The sequence below is a fragment of the Alloalcanivorax xenomutans genome, from assembly GCF_900217905.1.
GTDB lineage: Bacteria > Pseudomonadota > Gammaproteobacteria > Pseudomonadales > Alcanivoracaceae > Alloalcanivorax > Alloalcanivorax xenomutans.
In genome coordinates this window covers 111,445-129,000 of sequence record NZ_OBMO01000006.1, presented here as the reverse complement: position 1 = coordinate 129,000, position 17,556 = coordinate 111,445, and the positions used below count along the sequence as shown (strand labels likewise).

The following is a 17,556-nucleotide window of genomic DNA, read 5'->3' as shown; positions in this document are numbered from 1 at the left end:
AAAGTGAAGCTTCATGGATGAATCAGAATCACAACTCGAACTGATACTGGGGAAGATTGTCGGCTTTGTCTGGGGCCCGCCACTGGTCACTTTGCTGGTGGGCGGCGGCCTGTTCTTCCTGCTTTATTCCCGTCTGCTGCCCTATCGCCATCTCGGCCGGGGCCTGCGCCTGCTGCTCAAACCACCGGACCATGACGACCAGGGCTCGCTGTCCCATTTTCAGGCCCTGAGCACGGCATTGTCCGGCACTCTGGGCATGGGCAACGTGGGGGGCGTGGCGGTCGCCATCGCCACCGGCGGTCCGGGCGCCATATTCTGGATGTGGATGAGCGCCCTGCTCGGCATCGCCACCAAGTTCTACACCTGCACCCTGGCGGTGATGTACCGGGGCAAGGACAGCGAAGGCACGCTTCAGGGCGGCCCGATGTACATCATCCGCGAAGGCATGGGGCGGCGCTGGCGTCCGCTGGCTTACTTCTTCGCCTTCGCCGGCCTGCTCGGCACCATGCCGATCTTCCAGGTCAATCAACTGGTCCAGGTGGTACGGGACGTAATCGCCACGCCAGCCGGCTGGACCACCGACGACCAGCATTTCTGGTTCGACCTCGGACTCGGGGTGTTGCTGGCGATCCTGGTACTGGGGGTGGTGGCCGGCAAATTGCCGCGCCTGGCCCGGGTCACCTCCACCCTGGTGCCGGCCATGGTGCTCAGCTATCTGAGCCTCACCGGCGTGGTGCTGATCAGCAACGGCGACCGGATCCTTCCCACCCTGGAACTGATCGTCGTCGACGCCTTTACCGGTCAGGCGATGGTCGGTGGCGCCATTGGCGCGATGATCATCACCGGGGTCCGCCGCGCCGCGTTCTCCAATGAGGCCGGCATCGGCACCGAAGCCATGGCCCATGGCGCCGCCCGCACCCGCGAACCGGTCAGCGAGGGTCTGGTGGCCATGCTCGGCCCGGTCATCGACACCCTGGTGGTGTGCACCTGCACCGCTTTGGTGATTCTGATCAGCGGCGTCTGGACCAGTGGCGACAATGACGGCGTCTCGCTGACCGCCGCCGCCTTCGCCAGCCTGTTCGACGAGGCCGGTTCGGTGGTCATGGCACTGACGGTGAGTGTGCTGGCCTTCAGCACGGTGCTGACATTCTGGTACTACGGCAGCAAATGCCTGGGATTCATGATCGGCGCCCGCCATCAGCATCATTACGTATGGTTTTACCTTTTTTTAATAGTACTCGGCGCCATTGCATCGCTGAATACGGTGATCAGTGTGGTGGACACCATGTATGCACTCATGGCGATCCCCACCATGACCGCTTCTCTGGCGCTGGCACCCAAGGTGAACCAGGCGGCGCGGCGTTATTTCCGTAAGGACGCCGGGGGAAGCGGCTAGCGCCGGCGCGCATCCCCATTTCGTGGAAGTTGTGATGCCGCCCGGCGCAGGAGGCGATCGTTTTTGTCACTATCCCGTCCGATTCCAGGGAAATGCTCCCAGGAACGGCGATATTTGCGGCTCAAACGGTGCCGAACGTAAAACGGGTGTTGTGGGGCAGGCGGATCCTTGGCTTCGAGAATGAACACGACGCATTTTGGGGGGCGCGGCTTCGAGTATCCGGCTGGCGGGGGGAATACCGCCGCCACCGGGCCAGGCATTTCGCGGAGACCGAAGGTGACGGTTGTCAGGAAGTGGTTCCCGCCCCACAATATACAAAAAATATCACAATCAAGCGGTGTTTAATTATGTTGTGGGGGAAAACACACTCATTCCATCGGTTTGTCGACACCCAGCTACGGGACCTGCGCGAACGTTACGGCCTGTCCCTGTGGATGCTGATTCGTAAAACCGGCGACGATTGGCGCCTGCTGCGCAGTAACGGCAGCGGCTATGCCTTGACCATTGGCGAACACTTCAGATGGCCGGATACCCGCGGCCGAACCGGATCGCCACCCCATACCGATGCCGGCGTACTGCTGGACGCCGAAGCCCATTCACCGCCCTATCCGGTGAATCGGCCGATGAAGGTCGGAGCCTGTCTGCGACTGCCGCTGTACGGCGACGGGGATCGCCTGCTTGCCGTGCTTTGCGCGCTGGATCCGGAACCGCAGCCCCATCTGGCCGAGCACTTATTGCCTTCCTTGAAACGTCAGGCGTTTCTCCTGGAAACCGCCTTGTCATGGAACCTTTCCCTGCTCAACCAGCAAAGGGTCAGTGACTTTCTTGAAGATGATGGCCGTGATCCGGATACCGGCATTCTCGATGTCACTGGATGGTCGCGGATTCTGGAAAAAGAACGCCAGCGCTGCCGCGACTACGGTCTCGGCGCCACCATTTTGCGTTTGCACGGCACCGGCCTGGAACGGTGTGACCGCCGCCAGCGGCTGGCCGACTCCCTCGCCGCCCTGGTGCGTGAGCAGGATATGGTGGCCTATCTCGGCCATGGCCAGTTCGCGATACTGCTCGCGGAAACCTCGATAATGCAAAGCCTGCGCATGCGCGCGCGCATCCTTGATGCCCTCGCCGCCAAGGATCTGCCGGTGGTGTGCGAGCCGGAAAGCCTGCTCCTTAATTCCAGTGTTCTTCAGCCCGAGGTGCTGTTACACAGCGCCGTCCATTAAGGCCTGTTCACCAACAAGCCGCTTTCCACCGCGAAAAATCAAGGCGCGGTGGAAAGCCTGCCCGCCAGCGAAGCGTCCTTCCCTCCAGGGAACTTGCACCCGTCCCCACCTGACCGGATACTCTCAGCTTCCAGGAAAGAATCGATTTTTTTGGGGGGAAAACCATGGCATCGGCTCATAGTGCTCATTCGGATTCGCCGACACCGGTCAGGGCCGGGGACCGCTTTTATGCCTTACGCATGACCGCTCTGATTACCTTTTGCGGTTTGCTGCTGTCCTCCCTGATCACCAGCATCGGTGTCTTGCTTACCGGCGAACGGGACTGGCTGTCCGCGATCTGCCTGGCCTTGTTGATTCCCCTGCTGTTGCTTCCCCCTCTGGGTTATCCGCTGTTGTTGCGCTTGTCCTCCCTGCGACGGGAAAATCGCGTTCTTCAGCAGCAGGTTCGCGAAGATCATCTCACCGGTTTGTTCAATCGCCCGCACTTGCTGGGCATGTTGGAACGCGAACTGTCCCTGAGTCAGCGCCACGATTACGTGGTGTCCGTTTTACTTTTGGATGTCGCCGATTTCACCGATCTGGCCGACCGTCATGGCCGCCGCGCCGCCGATCGCCTGTTGCGGGTATTCGCCGACCGCATCCGGGACAAGATTCGCGAAAGCGACCTGTTCGGACGTATCGACGGCGCCCAGTTCCTTCTGGTACTGCCTCATACCAGCCAGCACGATGCCCTCCACATGGCGGAAGGCCTGCGCGCGCTGGTCACCAGCATGCAGGTGCCGGGGATCGAGGACAGCCTCCAGTTTGAAGTTCGCCTGGGGGTGGCCAGTACGGAGAACACCGGCCCCAATCTGAACGCTCTACTGAATGAGGCCGACTACACGCTCTATCAAAGCCGGAATGATCTCCGTCACCGCGCCGGCCAAAACTAATCCTAATTACCTATACATAATACAACCTTCTGGTACCAATCATTAACAAACTGACGTTTTTCATGTCGCTGTATGACATGTGTTTGTAAATTTTCTTATTAATAAGCGCCGCCCCATTTACTCCTAAAATATGCATGACAAACTGTTCCAGTGTTTGTTCTGCCTACACGATAAAAAGGAAGGAGTTATGGACGCTAAACGTTTTCTTGCCTCCAGCATTGCACTGGCCTCCGTATCCGTTGCGAGTGTTGCCACGGCCGCGGATATCCCCGATCGGTATTTCTATCTCGGTGGTCACGTCAGCCAAAGCTGGATGGACATAGGCGATCACTACGAGGGTGACGGGTATATTGACGACAACGTGCCCGGTGTCAGCACCGATACCGTGACCCTGCCGGGCGCGCAACTCGGTTACCGCTTCAACCGTGACTGGTCCATCCAGGCATGGTGGGAACGCAACAACTACAACAGCGTGGACCTGCGCAACAACTTCGTCAGCCTGCGCAAGCACTTCCGTGGTGACGCTTCCCCGTTCGAAACCTATGTCGGTTTGAACGCCGGTGAAACCCGTACTGAGTTCAACAGCCAAAGCGACGACGATTTCAAGGAAACCGTTGGTGGTGTTGAATTCGGTGTGCAAACCGCGCTGGCTCGCAACTTCCTGCTGGACGTAGGCGCACGCCCGACCTACAGCTTCCGCAGCGAGCGTTGGGATGGCCAGATCTACGCCGGCCTGAACCTGCTGATCGGCGCTTCCAGCGCTGCCAAGCCGGCTCCGGTAACCGACGTGGCCACCGACAGCGACGGCGACGGTGTTCCGGATGATCGTGATCAATGCCCGAACACTCCGGCCGGCGCGGTAGTCGATGCCCGCGGTTGTGAGCTGGACGACGATGGTGACGGCGTACCGAACAGCGCTGACCAGTGCCCGAACACCCCGGCCGGCGCGAAAGTCGACGAGGTGGGCTGCCAGCTCTACCTGACCGAAGACATTAAAGAAACCCTGTACGTGGAGTTCGAGTTCGACAAGGCGGTTGTTCGTCAAACCTCCTACCCCGAGCTGGAAGGCCTGGCTACCCGCATGCGCGAGTACCCGTCCGCGAACCTGGTTCTGGAAGGTCACACCGACAGCGCCGGTCCGGAAGGCTACAACCAGAAACTGTCCCAGCAGCGTGCCAACGCCGTGAAGGACGTGCTGGTTAACCACTTCAACGTGGACAGCAACCGCATCTCCACTGAAGGTTACGGCGAAGCCAAACCGATTGCTGACAACAGCACTCGCGAAGGCCGCGCTCAGAACCGTCGCGTGGAAGCGATCATGAAAGCGACCGTGAAAGAAGCTCAGTTCCAGGATTAATCGGAACCGCTTCAAACAGAGAGTCCTCGACTCTTGGAAAAGCCCGGCCTTCGCGCCGGGCTTTTTTTGTGGCGGAATAACGGGAATGGAGGGCTCGAGTCTGTGTGGACAACCGCTGGCACGGAAAGGGCTACCAAGCCGCTGTGGGAGCGTGCCTGCAAGCAACCAGGCTCTCGGGCCCCAGGATTCGCTTGCAGGCAAGCTCCCACAGCGACGTTGTAGCGGCTCCGCTGTCCACGATGGAGAGGGATGCCGTTTTTCTCCATCCCCCCTGCCCGGCAACCCCTAATCCGTCAGCGTCAAGACTGCTCGGTCATTGTCGTGGCTGCGCTGCCGCCTCCTCTGGTCGAGGCAGTCAATCCCTGAGAGGCCACCTGCCCCATAATCGGATCATTCGATAACGACCACGGGGATTCTCATGGCCAAAGATGCTATTGGCTACGCACTCACTGCCCTTAACCGTCTGGCGTCCTCCGAGCTGCTGGACCGGCTGGGTATGCGCCATACCGCCGAGCGGCTGGCCTATCGCCTGACCAAGGGCGGTTTCCAGGTGCTCACCACTTCCGCCCGCGCCTTCAAGTCCGCCCGTAAAGTGGATCGGCCCGAGCGCCTCAACGCGCCGGGTACCACCACGGACCTGTTCGATCTCAATATCACCGAAGAGCAGCAGATGATCCGCGACAGCGTGCGGGCTTTCGCCGGCGAGGTGCTGAGAGAACAAGCGGAACAGGCCGATCATGACCAGGGTACCGCCGAGGAGGTGATGGGCCAGGCGCGGGAGCTGGGGCTGAATTTCTTCGCCGTCCCGGAAGCGCTCGGCGGCGCCGCCAACGAGAGCACCACCGTCACCAGCATGCTGGTGGCCGAGGATCTGGGCTGGGGTGACATGGGGCAGGCGGTGGCGATTCTGGCGCCCATGGGCGTCGCCAATGCGCTGACCCGCTGGGGTACGGCCACACAACAGGACAAGTACCTGGGCAGCTTCGCCGAGGAACAGGCGCCGCTGGCCACCATCGCGGTCACGGAGCCGCGCCCGCTGTTCGATCCCATGGTGCTGAACACCCACGCCACCCGCGATGGCGACGACTGGGTCATCACCGGTGAGAAGTCCCTGGTTCCGCTGGCCGCGGAAGCCGAGCTGTTTCTGGTGGCGGCGGCCACCGAGGAAGGACCGGCGGTGTTCATCGTCGAAGGTGGCACCGAGGGGCTGACCGTGGGAGAAGACCCCGCCATGGGAATTCGCGCCAGCGCACAACGGCCGCTGCGCCTCGATGAAGTGAGGGTCCCGGAACAGAATCGCCTGGGCGACGAGGATTTTGACTATCGCGCCTTCGTCGACCTCGGCACTCTGGCCTGGTGCGCTCTGGCTATCGGCACTGCCCAGGCGGTACTGGATTACGTGGTCCCTTACTGTAATGAGCGTACCGCTTTTGGTGAGCCGATCAGCCACCGTCAGGCGGTGGCCTTCATGATCGCCGACATGGCTATCGAACTGGATGCCATGCGTATGCTTACCTACCGCGCGGCGTGCCGCGCCGAGCAGGGCAAATCGTTCCGCCGCGAGGCTCATCTGGCCCGTACTCTGGTCAAGGACAAAGCCATGAAGATCGGCACCGATGGCGTTCAGCTTCTCGGCGGCCACGGCTTTACCAAGGAGTATCCGGTGGAACGCTGGTACCGTGATCTGCGTGCCGTTGGCGTCGCCTTTGGCGGCCTGCATCTGTAAGGAGGGAAACCCACATGAATATCGAGATTCCAAAGAAATTCAAACCGCTGATCAATAACGCCTATCAAGTGGCGCGCAGCACCCTCCGTCCGATTTCCCGTAAGTATGACCGCGGCGAGCACGAATACCCCAAGGAGCTGGACATGCTGGCCGCCGTGCTGGACGGCTTCAACGAAGGCGATCCGGCCAACTCCGCCGGGGCCGCCACCACCGGCAGCGGCAAGGTGGAGGACAGTGGCAGTGTGAAGAACGGCGCCAATATGGGCGTTTGTCTGGGCGCCATGGAAATGTGCTATGGCGATACTGGCTTTCTGCTGGCCATGCCTCGCCAGGGGCTGGGCAATGCCGCCATCGCCGCCGTCGCCAATGACGAACAGCTGGAGCGTTTCAAGGGCAAATGGGCCGCCATGGCGATCACCGAACCGGGCTGCGGTTCCGATTCCGCCGCCATTCGCACCACCGCGAAAAAGGATGGCGATCACTACGTTCTCAACGGCGAGAAAATTTTCGTCACGTCCGGCCAGCGCGCCGACTGCGTGGTGGTTTGGGCGACCCTGGATCCACAGTTGGGCCGCGCCGCCATCAAGTCATTCGTGGTGGATTGGGGCACACCGGGCATGGAACTGGCCCGCCTGGAGAAAAAGCTGGGCATCCGCGCCTCCGACACCGCCGCCATCAACTTCGTGGATTGCCGGGTACCGGCGGAGAATCTGCTGGGCAGCCCGGAGATCGATACCAAGAAGGGCTTCGCCGGAGTGATGGAGACCTTCGACAACACCCGCCCGCTGGTGGCCGCCATGGCCATCGGCTGCGCCAAGGCCTCATTGGAACGTATCAAGGAATTGCTCGAAAAACAGATGAGCTACGATTACGGCAAACCGGTGGACAACTGCTCCGCCGTGGAAGCTGAAATCTACAAAATGGAAGCGGACTGGGAAGCGGCTTATTGGCTGGCGGTGAAGGCCGCCTGGATGGCGGACAACAAGAAAGCCAATACTTTGGAAGCTTCGATCAGCAAAGCCAAGGCCGGCCGGGTCGGAAACTATATCACTCTGCGCTGCGTGGAACTGGCGGGCAGCCTCGGCTACACCGAGGACGAACTGCTGGAAAAATGGGCCCGTGATTCAAAGATTCTCGACATCTTCGAAGGTACCCAGCAAATCCAGCAACTGGTGATTGCCCGGCGGGTGCTGGGGTTGAGTTCGAAAGAACTGAAATAAAACCGCGCGGTCCTTTTCTTTATCAAGGAAGAGGACCGCGATTGTCGTTTTATAGCGACGCGGCTAGTTCGGCGCCCTGGCGAATGGCCCGCTTGGCATCCAGCTCCGCCGCCAGTTGCGCGCCGCCGATCAGGTGAAGATTCTCCTCACCTTCCCGATACAGTTCCTTGAGCGGCTCCTGACCGGCGCAAAGCACCACGTGATCCACATCCAGTAACCGGGCTTCGCCGTTTACCGTCAGATGCAACCCCTGATCATCCACCTTCTGGTAATCGCAGCCGGGCAACATTTCCACCTGGCGCTGTTTCAAGGTGGCCCGGTGCACCCAGCCCGAGGTTTTGTTCAGGCCCTTGCCCACGGAGCTGTCCTTGCGCTGCAACAGGTACAGGCGCCGTTGTGGTTTCGGTGGTTCCGCTTCCACCAGGCCACCGCGCGCGTCGGAAGTGAAATCCACGCCCCACTCCGCCATCCATTCCGGCAACGGTTGATGGCCTTCACGGGGGGCTTCGGCGAGGAATTCCGCCACATCAAAGCCAATGCCGCCGGCACCAATGATGGCGACTTTCTCTCCTACCTTAACCTTGCCCTGCAGGACGTCCACGTAGGACACCACCTTGACGTGATCGACACCCGGGATTGACGGCGTGCGTGGCACCACGCCGGTGGCCACCACGATCTCATCGAAACCCTGCTGTTGCAGTTCCTCGGTGGTGACCCGCTGGCCCAGACGCAGTTCCACGCCGGTCACCTCCAGACGTCGCTGGAAATAGCGCAGGGTGTGATAGAACTCTTCCTTGCCCGGGATGCGCTTGGCCATATTGAACTGGCCACCAATGGCGTCCGCTTGTTCGAACAGCGTGACCCGATGCCCCCGTTCCGCCGCCACCGTGGCGCAAGCCAGCCCCGCCGGGCCGGCCCCCACCACCGCGACCCGCTTCGGATTGGCGGTTTTAAGATAGACCAGTTCGGTTTCGTGGCAGGCGCGCGGGTTGACCAGACAGGACGCCCGCTTCAGTTCAAAGGTGTGATCCAGGCAAGCCTGATTGCAGGCGATGCAGGTGTTGATCTCATCCACCCGTCCCTGTTCGGTCTTGCGCACGAACTCAGGATCCGCCAGCATCGGCCGCGCCATCGATACCGCATCGGCCCAGCCGTTGGCCAGAATATTCTCGGCCACATCCGGGTCATTGATACGGTTTGAGGCCACCACCGGGATCGACACCTGATCCTTGATCTGTTTGGTGACCTCCGCGAACGCGGCCCGGGGCACCGATGTCACGATGGTCGGTACCCGCGCTTCATGCCAACCGATACCGGTATTGATCAGCGATGCGCCGGCGCCTTCCACTTCCCGCGCCAATGCCAGCACTTCTTCCCGGGTACAGCCGTCCGGCACCAGGTCAATGGCGGAGAGCCGGTACATGACGATGAAATCATCACCGCACCGGCGACGGGTCTCCGCCACGATTTCCACCGGGAAGCGGCGGCGATTTTCCGCCGAACCACCGTACTGGTCGGTGCGCTTGTTGGTGCGCGGCGCGGTGAACTGGTTAATCAGATAGCCTTCCGAGCCCATGATCTCGACACCGTCGTAACCGGCCTGTTTGGCCAGCGCCGCGGTGCGGGCGAAATCCTGCACGGTGCGGCGGACTTCGCGGGTGGACAGGGCCTTGGGCTTGAACGGGTTGATCGGGCTTTTGATCGCCGAGGCGGAACCGGAGAACGGGTGATAGCTGTAGCGGCCGGCGTGCAATATCTGCAGCACGATCTTGCCGCCCTCGCGATGCACCGCGTCGGTCACCAGGCGATGATTACGCACATCCAGGCGGCTGTTGAAGGTGCCCGCCAGCGGATAGAACCAGCCGCGCCGGTTGGGATTGAAGCCGCCGGTGACGATCAGGCCGACACCGCCACGGGCGCGCTCGGCGAAATACGCCGCCAGTTTTGGAAACTGCCAGAAACGGTCCTCGAGTCCGGTGTGCATGGACCCCATGATGACCCGGTTTTTCAGCTGTGTGTGCCCCAGGTCCAGGGGCGAAAGCAGGCGCGAGTATTCGCTCATCAGTGCTCTCCAAATTGGCGGCGGCTTGATCTGGACGCCGTCAAGTTAGGATACTGTCTTGACACTGTCAAGATACCCAGGAGTCCCGATGAGCCAAAGCGCCCGCTACCACCACGGCGACCTGCATGCCACGCTGCTGCGCGAAGCCGCCGTGCTGCTGCGCGAACAAGGCATAGAGGGGCTGTCACTCAGGCGTCTGGCGGAGCGGGCCGGGGTTTCACGCACCGCGCCCTATCATCATTTCGCGGACAAGAACGCGCTGCTGTGCGCCCTGGCGGAACAAGGCTTCCGCAAGCTGGAAACACTGATGCAGGAGGAAGATCTGGAATCGGAACCGGCCCGGGGGCTGCGCCGCTTCGTCCACGCTTATTTGCGCTTCGCCAGCCAGGATCCGGAACAGTATGAATTGATGTTCGGCCGCACCCTGTGGAAAACCGGGCGCCCCACCAAATCGCTGACCCGGGTGGCCCACGGCTGTTTCCGCCGCTATATCGATCTGATGTACCGGCCGCCGCTGGCCTCCCGCCTGCCGCCGGGCATGGACCCGCTGCGCCTGGCCCAAGCCAGTTGGGCCACCCTGCACGGCCTGAGCCGGCTGCTGCTGGACGGCATCTACCTGGATCAGAATGACATGGAGGCGGTCAGCGATCAGGCGGTGGATCTGATGATCGCCGGCCTGCGCCTCGGCGAAGACGTCACCGGCGGGTAAGCGGCCAGCACACCCGCGCCATCAGACCGCCAAGCGCTTCGCTGTGTCCCAGCGTCAATTCACCGCCGTAGGCCTCGGCGGTGTCACTGACGATGGCCAGCCCGAGGCCGTGGCCGGCCACGCGCTGATCGAGGCGCTCGCCTCTGCGGATCACCTGATCGCGGCGCGCCGGTTCGATGCCGGGGCCGTCGTCCTCGACACTCAGCCACAACGCCTCGGGCTCCCGCCACAAACGCACCGATACCCGGCCTCGAGCCCACTTGCAGGCGTTGTCCATCAGATTACCCAGCACTTCCAGCATGTCATCCCGCTCCACCGGCTGCGGCGGCAGCTCGGTGCCCATCAGTTCGATGCGGCGGCCATCCCCGTAAACCTGGATCATGGTGTCCCGTAGCGCCACCAGGTCCTGGTCCGGGTGAAACAAGGTTCCGGGGGTGGCGCCGGCGGCCACCCTGGCCCGGTTCAATGCCCGGCGCACGGTGTCCTCCACCTGGGCCAATTGCTCATCCAGCAAACGGTACAGATCCGGATGCTCACGCCGCAGGTCTTCGTCGCAGCGGTTACGCAACACCGCCAAAGGCGTTTTCAAAGCGTGTCCGAGATCACCAATGGCGTGGCGGGAACGGCGCAACTGCTGGTCGGTGTGGCCCAGTAACCGGTTCACTTCCTGCACCAGCGGCCGCAATTCCGTGGGTACATCGCAATCCAGCTCGGTGCGTTCACCGTCACGCAGTTGCTCAATCTGGCGGCGAGCCTCGTTGAGCGGCCGCAGGCCACGGCGGATCAACCAAAGTTGCGCCGCCGCCAGGCCGGACAGGATCAATACCCATGCCAGCAGGCTCACCGAGCGGGTATTGCGGAAATTTTCCAACTGCGGGGTGTAATCCTGGGCCACTACGATAGCCACTTTATGGCCGTAAATTTCATAGTCACCACGATACCGCAACAACTGCTGGCCATCCGGGCCCGGCACCAGTTCATTGTCGAGACCACGGCTTTCGGTGTCCGCCATGCGCTGATCCCAAAGGGATCGCGAACGCCAGATGTGGTCATCAAAAGACACCATGAAATAGCGGCCGGAAAACGGCTGGCGATAGGCCGGATCCAGCATCGGCTGCTCCAGTTGCAGCCCGGACGGCCCTTGGGAAATCGCGGCCAGCACACTGACCGCTTCATCGCGCAAACTGGCGGTCATCACTTGCCGTTGGCGTTGGTCCAGCCACCACAGCGCGCCCTGCCCCACCAGAATGCCGGCCAGCAACAGGCTGACGAACAAACTGACGCCAAGGCGGCCGGCAATGGAGGTCACCGGTGCAATCCCGTGAAGACGTAGCCCTGCCCGCGCCGGGTCTGGATCACCGGCGCCCCCAGCTTGCGCCGTACGCGATTGATATGAACCTCCAGCACGTTGCTGTCCCGTTCACTCTCACCATCATAGAGATGATCGGCCAATTGCATCCGCGACAGCAGTTTGCCGGCGTTCAGCATGAAATAACGCAGCAGCCGGAATTCGGCGCCGGTCAGCGCTATTTCCTTGCCTTCCAGCCAGGCGCTTTGCCGCTCCTCGTCCAGCTCCACGCCGCCCACGTTCAGACAGGCCTGGTTGGCGTTGCCATGGCTACGGCGCAGCACCGCCTGCACTCGCAGCAGCAACTCCTCGGGATGAAACGGCTTGGTCAGATAATCATCGGCGCCGGCACGCAGACCATCCACCCGCTCCGCCCAGCTGTCCCGGGCGGTGAGGATCAACACCGGCACCGTGACGCCTTCCTCGCGCCATTGTTTCAACACATCCAGGCCCCCCATGCCGGGCAGCCCCAGATCCAGAATCACCAGGTCATACGGGTCATCATGCACGCGCACCAAGGCATCACGGCCATCCGCCAGCCAGTCCACCGCGTAACCGTGATCACGCAACAACGGATTGAGCTGGTCCGCCAGGGCCACGTTGTCTTCCACCAATAACAGGCGCATCAGTCGTCCACATCGTCCTTGAGAACGCTGCCGGTACGGGCGTCGAGCTCCAGCTCGCGTACCACACCATCCGGAGTCAGCAACTCGATTTCATAAATCAGATGACCGTCCTCGCGCTCCAATTCCGCCTCCAGCAATTGTCCGCCGGGGTACTGGCGCAGGGCTTCCGTCAGAATCTGTTCAAACGGCCGGATGCGGCCCTCCTGCCGCAGGCGCAAGGCTTCATCGTGCCCCACGTCCAGCGCCGGCAGCGAACCGCTCAAGACCAGCAGGGCGGCGGTTGCCGCCCCGCGGAGGGGTAAAGACATCAGTCGTCCCGTTCGTTACGAATCACTTCACCGTTGGCGGCGTTCAGTTCAACGTCCCACTGTACGTTGTCCTGATCACGCAGCTCCACTTTGTAGACATAGCCGCCAAACTCTTTTTCCAGCTCGGTTTCCTCGATTTTGGCGTTGGGATGCTGGTCCAGAGCCGCTTTATTCAGCTCCTCGAAGGGCTTCACTTTGCCGTCCTGAACCAGTTTCATCGCCTGATCGGGCCCCACGTCGTCGGCGTAGGCGCCGGCGGTCAGGGTGGCGGTACCGAGAAACAGGGCGGTCAGAATCGCTTTCTTGGCTTGCATGGGTTATCTCCTTTGAGTCACTTCCGTTGGGGTACGAAAGTCACTTTATTCGTCACCGCTTAACCTTCCCTGAATGGAATCTTAACCCATTGTTAAGACCGTCAACCCCCTTTACCCTCTTGCAAAATCCGCCACATCCGGTCACTTTGAGCCTTTTCCGGCAGCCCCGCCGCTGTCCAGACCGTCAAAGAACAAGAGCGATTCCATGCATACCGATCTTTCCGATTTGCTGCAACTGCTTGACCTCACCGAACTGGAACCCGATCTCTACCAAGGCGAAGGCCGCAATATCGTTGGCCCCCGCATCTTCGGTGGCCAGGTGCTCGGCCAGGCACTGCGCGCGGCCTCCCACAGCGTACCCGGCCGCACCGCCCATTCCTTGCAGAGCTATTTTCTACGCCCCGGAGACGCGCGGGATACAATTATCTACCGGGTGGAACGGGTGCGCGACGGCCAGACCTTCTCCACCCGCCGGGTGGTCGCGGAACAACGCGGCCGGCCGATCTTCGACCTGTCCGCCTCCTTTACCCTGCCGGCGGAAGGCCCTTCACACCAATGCGATGCACCGGTCCCCGAAGGCCCGGACGGCCTGCTCACCGAACAGGAGCTGAATCGGCGCTATCTGGAGCATGAGGATATCTCGGAGAACTTCCGCAACGCCATGCTGAGAAGAAAGCCGCTGGAGATGCGGCCGGTGGTGAAACGCCATCCACTGCGCCCGGAACCGGCACCGCCCTTGCGCCAGGTGTGGATGCGCGCGCCGGAAACTCTGCCGGAGGATCCGGTGCTGCACCAGTGCATTCTCGCCTACGTCAGTGATCACAGCCTGATGGGTACGGCGATGCTGCCCCATGGCCTGAGCTTCCTCACCCGTGACCATCAGATGGCGAGCCTGGACCACGCCCTGTGGTTCCACCGCCCGGTGAATATCAATGACTGGCTGTTCTATCAGAGCGACAGTCCCATCGCCACCGATGGCCGCGGCTTCAATCGCGGTCAGATTTTCAATCAGCGGGGGGAACTGGTGGCCTCGGTGGCCCAGGAAGGGTTGATGCGGAAGATGTAACGCGCCTGTCGCGGTCCTTTCCTGTTATGGAGAGGCTCCTTATGGAGAGGACCGCGACGTCTTTCCTTATTACTTCTCGACGATCGCCACCACGCCCTGCCCACCGGCGGCGCAAATGGAGATCAGGCAACGGCCGGAGCCTTTCTGGTTCAGCAGCTTGGCGGCATTGGCCAGAATCCGCCCGCCGGTGGCGGCGAACGGGTGGCCGGCGGCCAGTGAAGAGCCCTTCACGTTGAGTTTGTTACGGTCGATGCTGCCCAGCGGCTTGTCCAACCCGAGCCGCTCCTTGCAGAAGGTTTCGTCTTCCCACGCTTTCAGAGTGCTCAGCACCTGGGAGGCGAAAGCCTCGTGGATTTCATAGAAATCGAAATCCTGCAGGGTCAGACCGGCGCGGGCCAGCATGCGCGGTACCGCGTAAGCCGGCGCCAGCAACAGCCCTTCTTTCTTGCCAACAAAATCCACAGCCGCCACTTCGCAGTGGGTGATGTACGCCTGCACCGGCAAACCGCGCTCCTCGGCCCACTGTTCGGAAGCCAGCAGCACCGCGGACGCTCCGTCGGTCAAGGGCGTGGAGTTGGCGGCGGTCATGGTGCCTTCCGGCCCGCCGAACACCGGCTTCAAGGTCGCCAGTTTTTCCAGGGTGGAATCGCCACGCATGTTATTGTCGCGCTCCAGGCCCTTGAACGGCGTGATCAGGTCTTCCTGCCAGCCTTCCTCATAGGATTTGGCCAGATTCTGGTGGGAGCGCCAGGCCAGCTCATCCTGATCCTCGCGGCTGATGCCCCATTCGGCGGCGGTGATCGCCTGATGCTCGCCCATGGACAGGCCGGTGCGCGGCTCGGCGTTCCGGGGAATGTCCGGCACGATCATCTTCGGGTTGAGCAGTTTCAGCGCCGCTTTGATTTTCTCGCCATTGGTCTTCGCCTTGTTGATGTTCATGAACACCTTGCGGGCGTCCTCGTTCACACCCAGCGGTGCGTCGGAGGTGGTGTCCACGCCACCGGCGATGGCGCTGTCGATTTGCCCCAGCGCAATTTTGTTGGCCACCAGAATGGCGGCTTCCAGGCCGGTGCCACAGGCCTGCTGCAGGTCATAGGCCGGGGTTTCCGGCGCCAGACGGGAGCCCAGCACGGACTCGCGCACCAGATTGAAATCCCGGGAGTGCTTCATCACCGCGCCGGCGGCCACTTCGCCAACCCGCTCACCCTGCAGCTTGAAGCGATCGACCAGGCCGTTGAGGGCGGCGGTGAGCATGTCCTGGTTGCTTGCGCCGAAATACACCGTATTGGAACGGGCAAAGGGAATCCGGTTACCCCCCACCACGGCCACCTTGCGAACCGCGTCGCCTGCCAGCATAGTCAAATCCTCCACAATGGCGTTTCCGCCAAGATTAACAGATGAGCGCAGTCTATCGTTCCGTTGACGCGCCTCATTGGCTACGGCGCCCCTGGCGTTTCCCAGGCGGGTCAATCCGCGTGTCACGGACGGGTGATTCAATACGCAGCCAACAGTGACCCGCAAGCGTGTTCCGCACCGAGGGTCGACATTCCGTACATCGCACGGCGAAGGACAGGATCATGAACGATACCTATCAGACGATTGCCAACTCTTCCGTGGGCAAGGCCCTTTTCAACGCCATCAATCTGCCGATCCCGGTGATCCTGGAGCGCTGGCAGCCAGGCCAGGCGTCGTTCATCGATGGCCGCGTGCTGGCCGGTGCCGCCGAGGGCGGCAGCGCCATGGATACCATCCTGGCCACCCTGAAAGCCGCTCCCGGCGCGCAACTGGCGGTACTGGCCAACAACGGCAACGCCAGCGAGCTGCAAAAGCAGGCGGCCGCCGCCGGTGTCAACGCCGACAATTACACCGCCACCCGTGAAGACGATACCCGCTTCAAAGGGCTGGTGTTCGACGCCACCGGCATCGAGAATCCGGATCAGTTGAAAGCACTGTGGGCCTTTTTCCACCCGGTTATCAAGAAGCTGGACAAATGCGCCCGGGTGCTGGTGATCGGCCGCACCCCGGAAACGCTGAGCGGTGCCGCCCGGGTCGCCCAACGGGGCCTGGAAGGCTTTACCCGTTCGGTCGGCAAGGAAATCAAACGCGGCGCCACGGTTCAGTTGATTTACGCCGAAGCCGGCGCCGAGAGCCAGCTCGCCGCGCCGCTGCAGTTCTTCCTGTCGCCGAAATCCGCCTATGTTTCCGGTCAGGTGGTGCGCGTCCGCCAGGCCGGCTTCGATGCCGAGGGCTTTGACTGGCAACGCCCGCTGGCCGGTAAAAAAGCCCTGGTCACCGGCGGCTCCCGGGGCATCGGCGCCGCCATCGCCCGGGTCCTGGCCCGCGACGGCGCCGAGGTGATCGTGCTGGATATTCCGCCCATGGCGGAGGACCTGAACAAAGTGGCCGGCGAAATCGGCGGCCATACCCTGGAATTGGACATTACCAGCGATGAAGCACCGGGGATTATCGCCCGGACCGCCAAGGAGCACGGCGGGCTGGATATCCTGGTGCACAACGCCGGGGTCACCCGCGACAAGATGCTCGGCAATATGCCGGAAAACCTCTGGGACATGGTGCTGAATATCAATATCGCCAGCCAGTTGCGCATCAATGAACAATTACTGGCGGACGGCGCCATGGGCGAAGGCGGCCGCATCGTCTCCATCAGCTCCATCGCCGGCATCGCCGGCAACACCGGCCAGACCAACTACGGCTGCTCCAAGGCCGCGGTGATCGGCATGGTGGACGCTTATCGCGAGGAATACGCGGACCAGGGCATCACCATCAACGCGGTGGCACCGGGTTTCATCGAAACGCAGATGACCGCGGCGATCCCGTTCACCATCCGCGAGGCCGGGCGGCGCATGAACGCCATGAATCAGGGCGGCCAGCCGGTGGATGTGGCGGAAACCATCGCCTTCTTCGCCAGCCCCGCCGCCCAGGGCCTGACCGGCAATGTGGTCCGCGTGTGCGGGCAAATGATGCTCGGCGCCTGATCCAATACCGGACCGGGGGCTTCCCCGGTCCCTCCTCTTTTTACCTGCCTTGGAGAGATACATTCGGGGGCCGCTGTAGGAGCGCAATCTGTGGGAGCCAGCCTGCTGGCGAATACGGCATCTGGTATTGGGATATTCGCTTGCAGGCAAGCTCCCACAGCGGCTTCGTGGCCCCTTCTGTGCCAGCGGTCAATGTTGCTGGACAAGAGAACGCCTCGGCAGCGGTCGGAATGATTGCCTGCCGGTTACCTCGAAGCGGAGCCGCGTTATGCC

15 protein-coding genes are annotated in these 17,556 nt (G+C 61.9%); 9 read left to right on the top strand and 6 right to left on the bottom strand.

Annotation, left to right across the window (positions count from 1 at the left end):
• The first annotated feature begins 13 nt into the window (after positions 1-13).
• The 6 genes from CRO06_RS06365 to CRO06_RS06340 all read left to right on the top strand — a co-directional run bounded on the left by CRO06_RS06365 (position 14) and on the right by CRO06_RS06340 (position 7,854).
• Positions 14-1,396 carry an alanine/glycine:cation symporter family protein gene (locus CRO06_RS06365; RefSeq protein WP_097058021.1) on the top strand — a complete coding sequence of 461 codons (1,383 nt, stop codon included), beginning with the start codon at positions 14-16 and terminating at the stop codon, positions 1,394-1,396.
• Between the two features lie 347 nt (positions 1,397-1,743).
• Positions 1,744-2,619 (top strand): GAF domain-containing protein, encoded by an 876-nt coding sequence (locus tag CRO06_RS06360; RefSeq protein ID WP_097058020.1) that lies wholly within the window; start codon positions 1,744-1,746, stop codon positions 2,617-2,619.
• 164 nt (positions 2,620-2,783) lie between these two features.
• Positions 2,784-3,551 carry a GGDEF domain-containing protein gene (locus CRO06_RS06355; RefSeq protein ID WP_026948992.1) on the top strand — a complete coding sequence of 256 codons (768 nt, stop codon included), beginning with the start codon at positions 2,784-2,786 and terminating at the stop codon, positions 3,549-3,551.
• A gap of 187 nt (positions 3,552-3,738) precedes the next feature.
• The gene (locus CRO06_RS06350) at positions 3,739-4,908 is read left to right on the top strand and encodes an OmpA family protein (RefSeq protein WP_097058019.1); all 1,170 of its coding nucleotides are present in this window, start codon (positions 3,739-3,741) and stop codon (positions 4,906-4,908) included.
• A 418-nt stretch (positions 4,909-5,326) separates the two neighbouring features.
• On the top strand, positions 5,327-6,634 hold the full coding sequence (locus tag CRO06_RS06345) for an acyl-CoA dehydrogenase family protein (RefSeq protein WP_097058018.1): 1,308 nt from the start codon (positions 5,327-5,329) through the stop codon (positions 6,632-6,634).
• Positions 6,635-6,648: 14 nt separating this feature from the next.
• Positions 6,649-7,854 (top strand): acyl-CoA dehydrogenase family protein, encoded by a 1,206-nt coding sequence (locus CRO06_RS06340; protein ID WP_022995548.1) that lies wholly within the window; start codon positions 6,649-6,651, stop codon positions 7,852-7,854.
• Between the two features lie 49 nt (positions 7,855-7,903).
• Here CRO06_RS06340 and CRO06_RS06335 read toward each other — a convergent pair whose 3' ends face one another.
• Positions 7,904-9,916, bottom strand: coding sequence for an NADPH-dependent 2,4-dienoyl-CoA reductase (locus CRO06_RS06335; RefSeq protein WP_097058017.1), 2,013 nt, complete (start codon positions 9,914-9,916; stop codon positions 7,904-7,906).
• Positions 9,917-10,004: 88 nt separating this feature from the next.
• Between CRO06_RS06335 and CRO06_RS06330 the strand changes: the two genes are divergently transcribed.
• Positions 10,005-10,625, top strand: coding sequence for a TetR/AcrR family transcriptional regulator (locus CRO06_RS06330; RefSeq protein ID WP_097058016.1), 621 nt, complete (start codon positions 10,005-10,007; stop codon positions 10,623-10,625).
• On the opposite strand, the gene CRO06_RS06325 is transcribed toward CRO06_RS06330, so the two are convergent.
• The 4 genes from CRO06_RS06325 to CRO06_RS06310 are packed head-to-tail and all read right to left on the bottom strand — an operon-like array spanning position 10,612 to position 13,221.
• The gene (locus tag CRO06_RS06325) at positions 10,612-11,934 is read right to left on the bottom strand and encodes a sensor histidine kinase (RefSeq protein ID WP_022995545.1); all 1,323 of its coding nucleotides are present in this window, start codon (positions 11,932-11,934) and stop codon (positions 10,612-10,614) included. The two genes, CRO06_RS06330 and CRO06_RS06325, sit on opposite strands and share 14 nt — an antisense overlap.
• Positions 11,931-12,599, bottom strand: coding sequence for a response regulator transcription factor (locus tag CRO06_RS06320; RefSeq protein ID WP_026948996.1), 669 nt, complete (start codon positions 12,597-12,599; stop codon positions 11,931-11,933). The genes CRO06_RS06325 and CRO06_RS06320 overlap by 4 nt, the downstream gene beginning before the upstream one ends.
• Positions 12,599-12,907, bottom strand: a complete 309-nt coding sequence (locus CRO06_RS06315; protein ID WP_022995543.1) for a PepSY domain-containing protein — start codon at positions 12,905-12,907, stop codon at positions 12,599-12,601. Before CRO06_RS06315 ends, CRO06_RS06320 begins: the two co-directional genes overlap by 1 nt.
• The gene (locus tag CRO06_RS06310; RefSeq protein WP_026948997.1) at positions 12,907-13,221 is read right to left on the bottom strand and encodes a PepSY domain-containing protein; all 315 of its coding nucleotides are present in this window, start codon (positions 13,219-13,221) and stop codon (positions 12,907-12,909) included. Before CRO06_RS06310 ends, CRO06_RS06315 begins: the two co-directional genes overlap by 1 nt.
• Before the next feature lie 205 nt (positions 13,222-13,426).
• On the opposite strand from CRO06_RS06310, the gene CRO06_RS06305 reads away from it, so the two are divergent.
• Positions 13,427-14,287, top strand: coding sequence for an acyl-CoA thioesterase (locus CRO06_RS06305; RefSeq protein ID WP_022995541.1), 861 nt, complete (start codon positions 13,427-13,429; stop codon positions 14,285-14,287).
• A gap of 69 nt (positions 14,288-14,356) precedes the next feature.
• Here CRO06_RS06305 and CRO06_RS06300 read toward each other — a convergent pair whose 3' ends face one another.
• The gene (locus CRO06_RS06300; RefSeq protein ID WP_026948998.1) at positions 14,357-15,643 is read right to left on the bottom strand and encodes an acetyl-CoA C-acetyltransferase; all 1,287 of its coding nucleotides are present in this window, start codon (positions 15,641-15,643) and stop codon (positions 14,357-14,359) included.
• Between the two features lie 221 nt (positions 15,644-15,864).
• Between CRO06_RS06300 and CRO06_RS06295 the strand changes: the two genes are divergently transcribed.
• The gene (locus CRO06_RS06295) at positions 15,865-17,283 is read left to right on the top strand and encodes a 3-oxoacyl-ACP reductase (protein WP_097058015.1); all 1,419 of its coding nucleotides are present in this window, start codon (positions 15,865-15,867) and stop codon (positions 17,281-17,283) included.
• Positions 17,284-17,556: the final 273 nt, after the last annotated feature.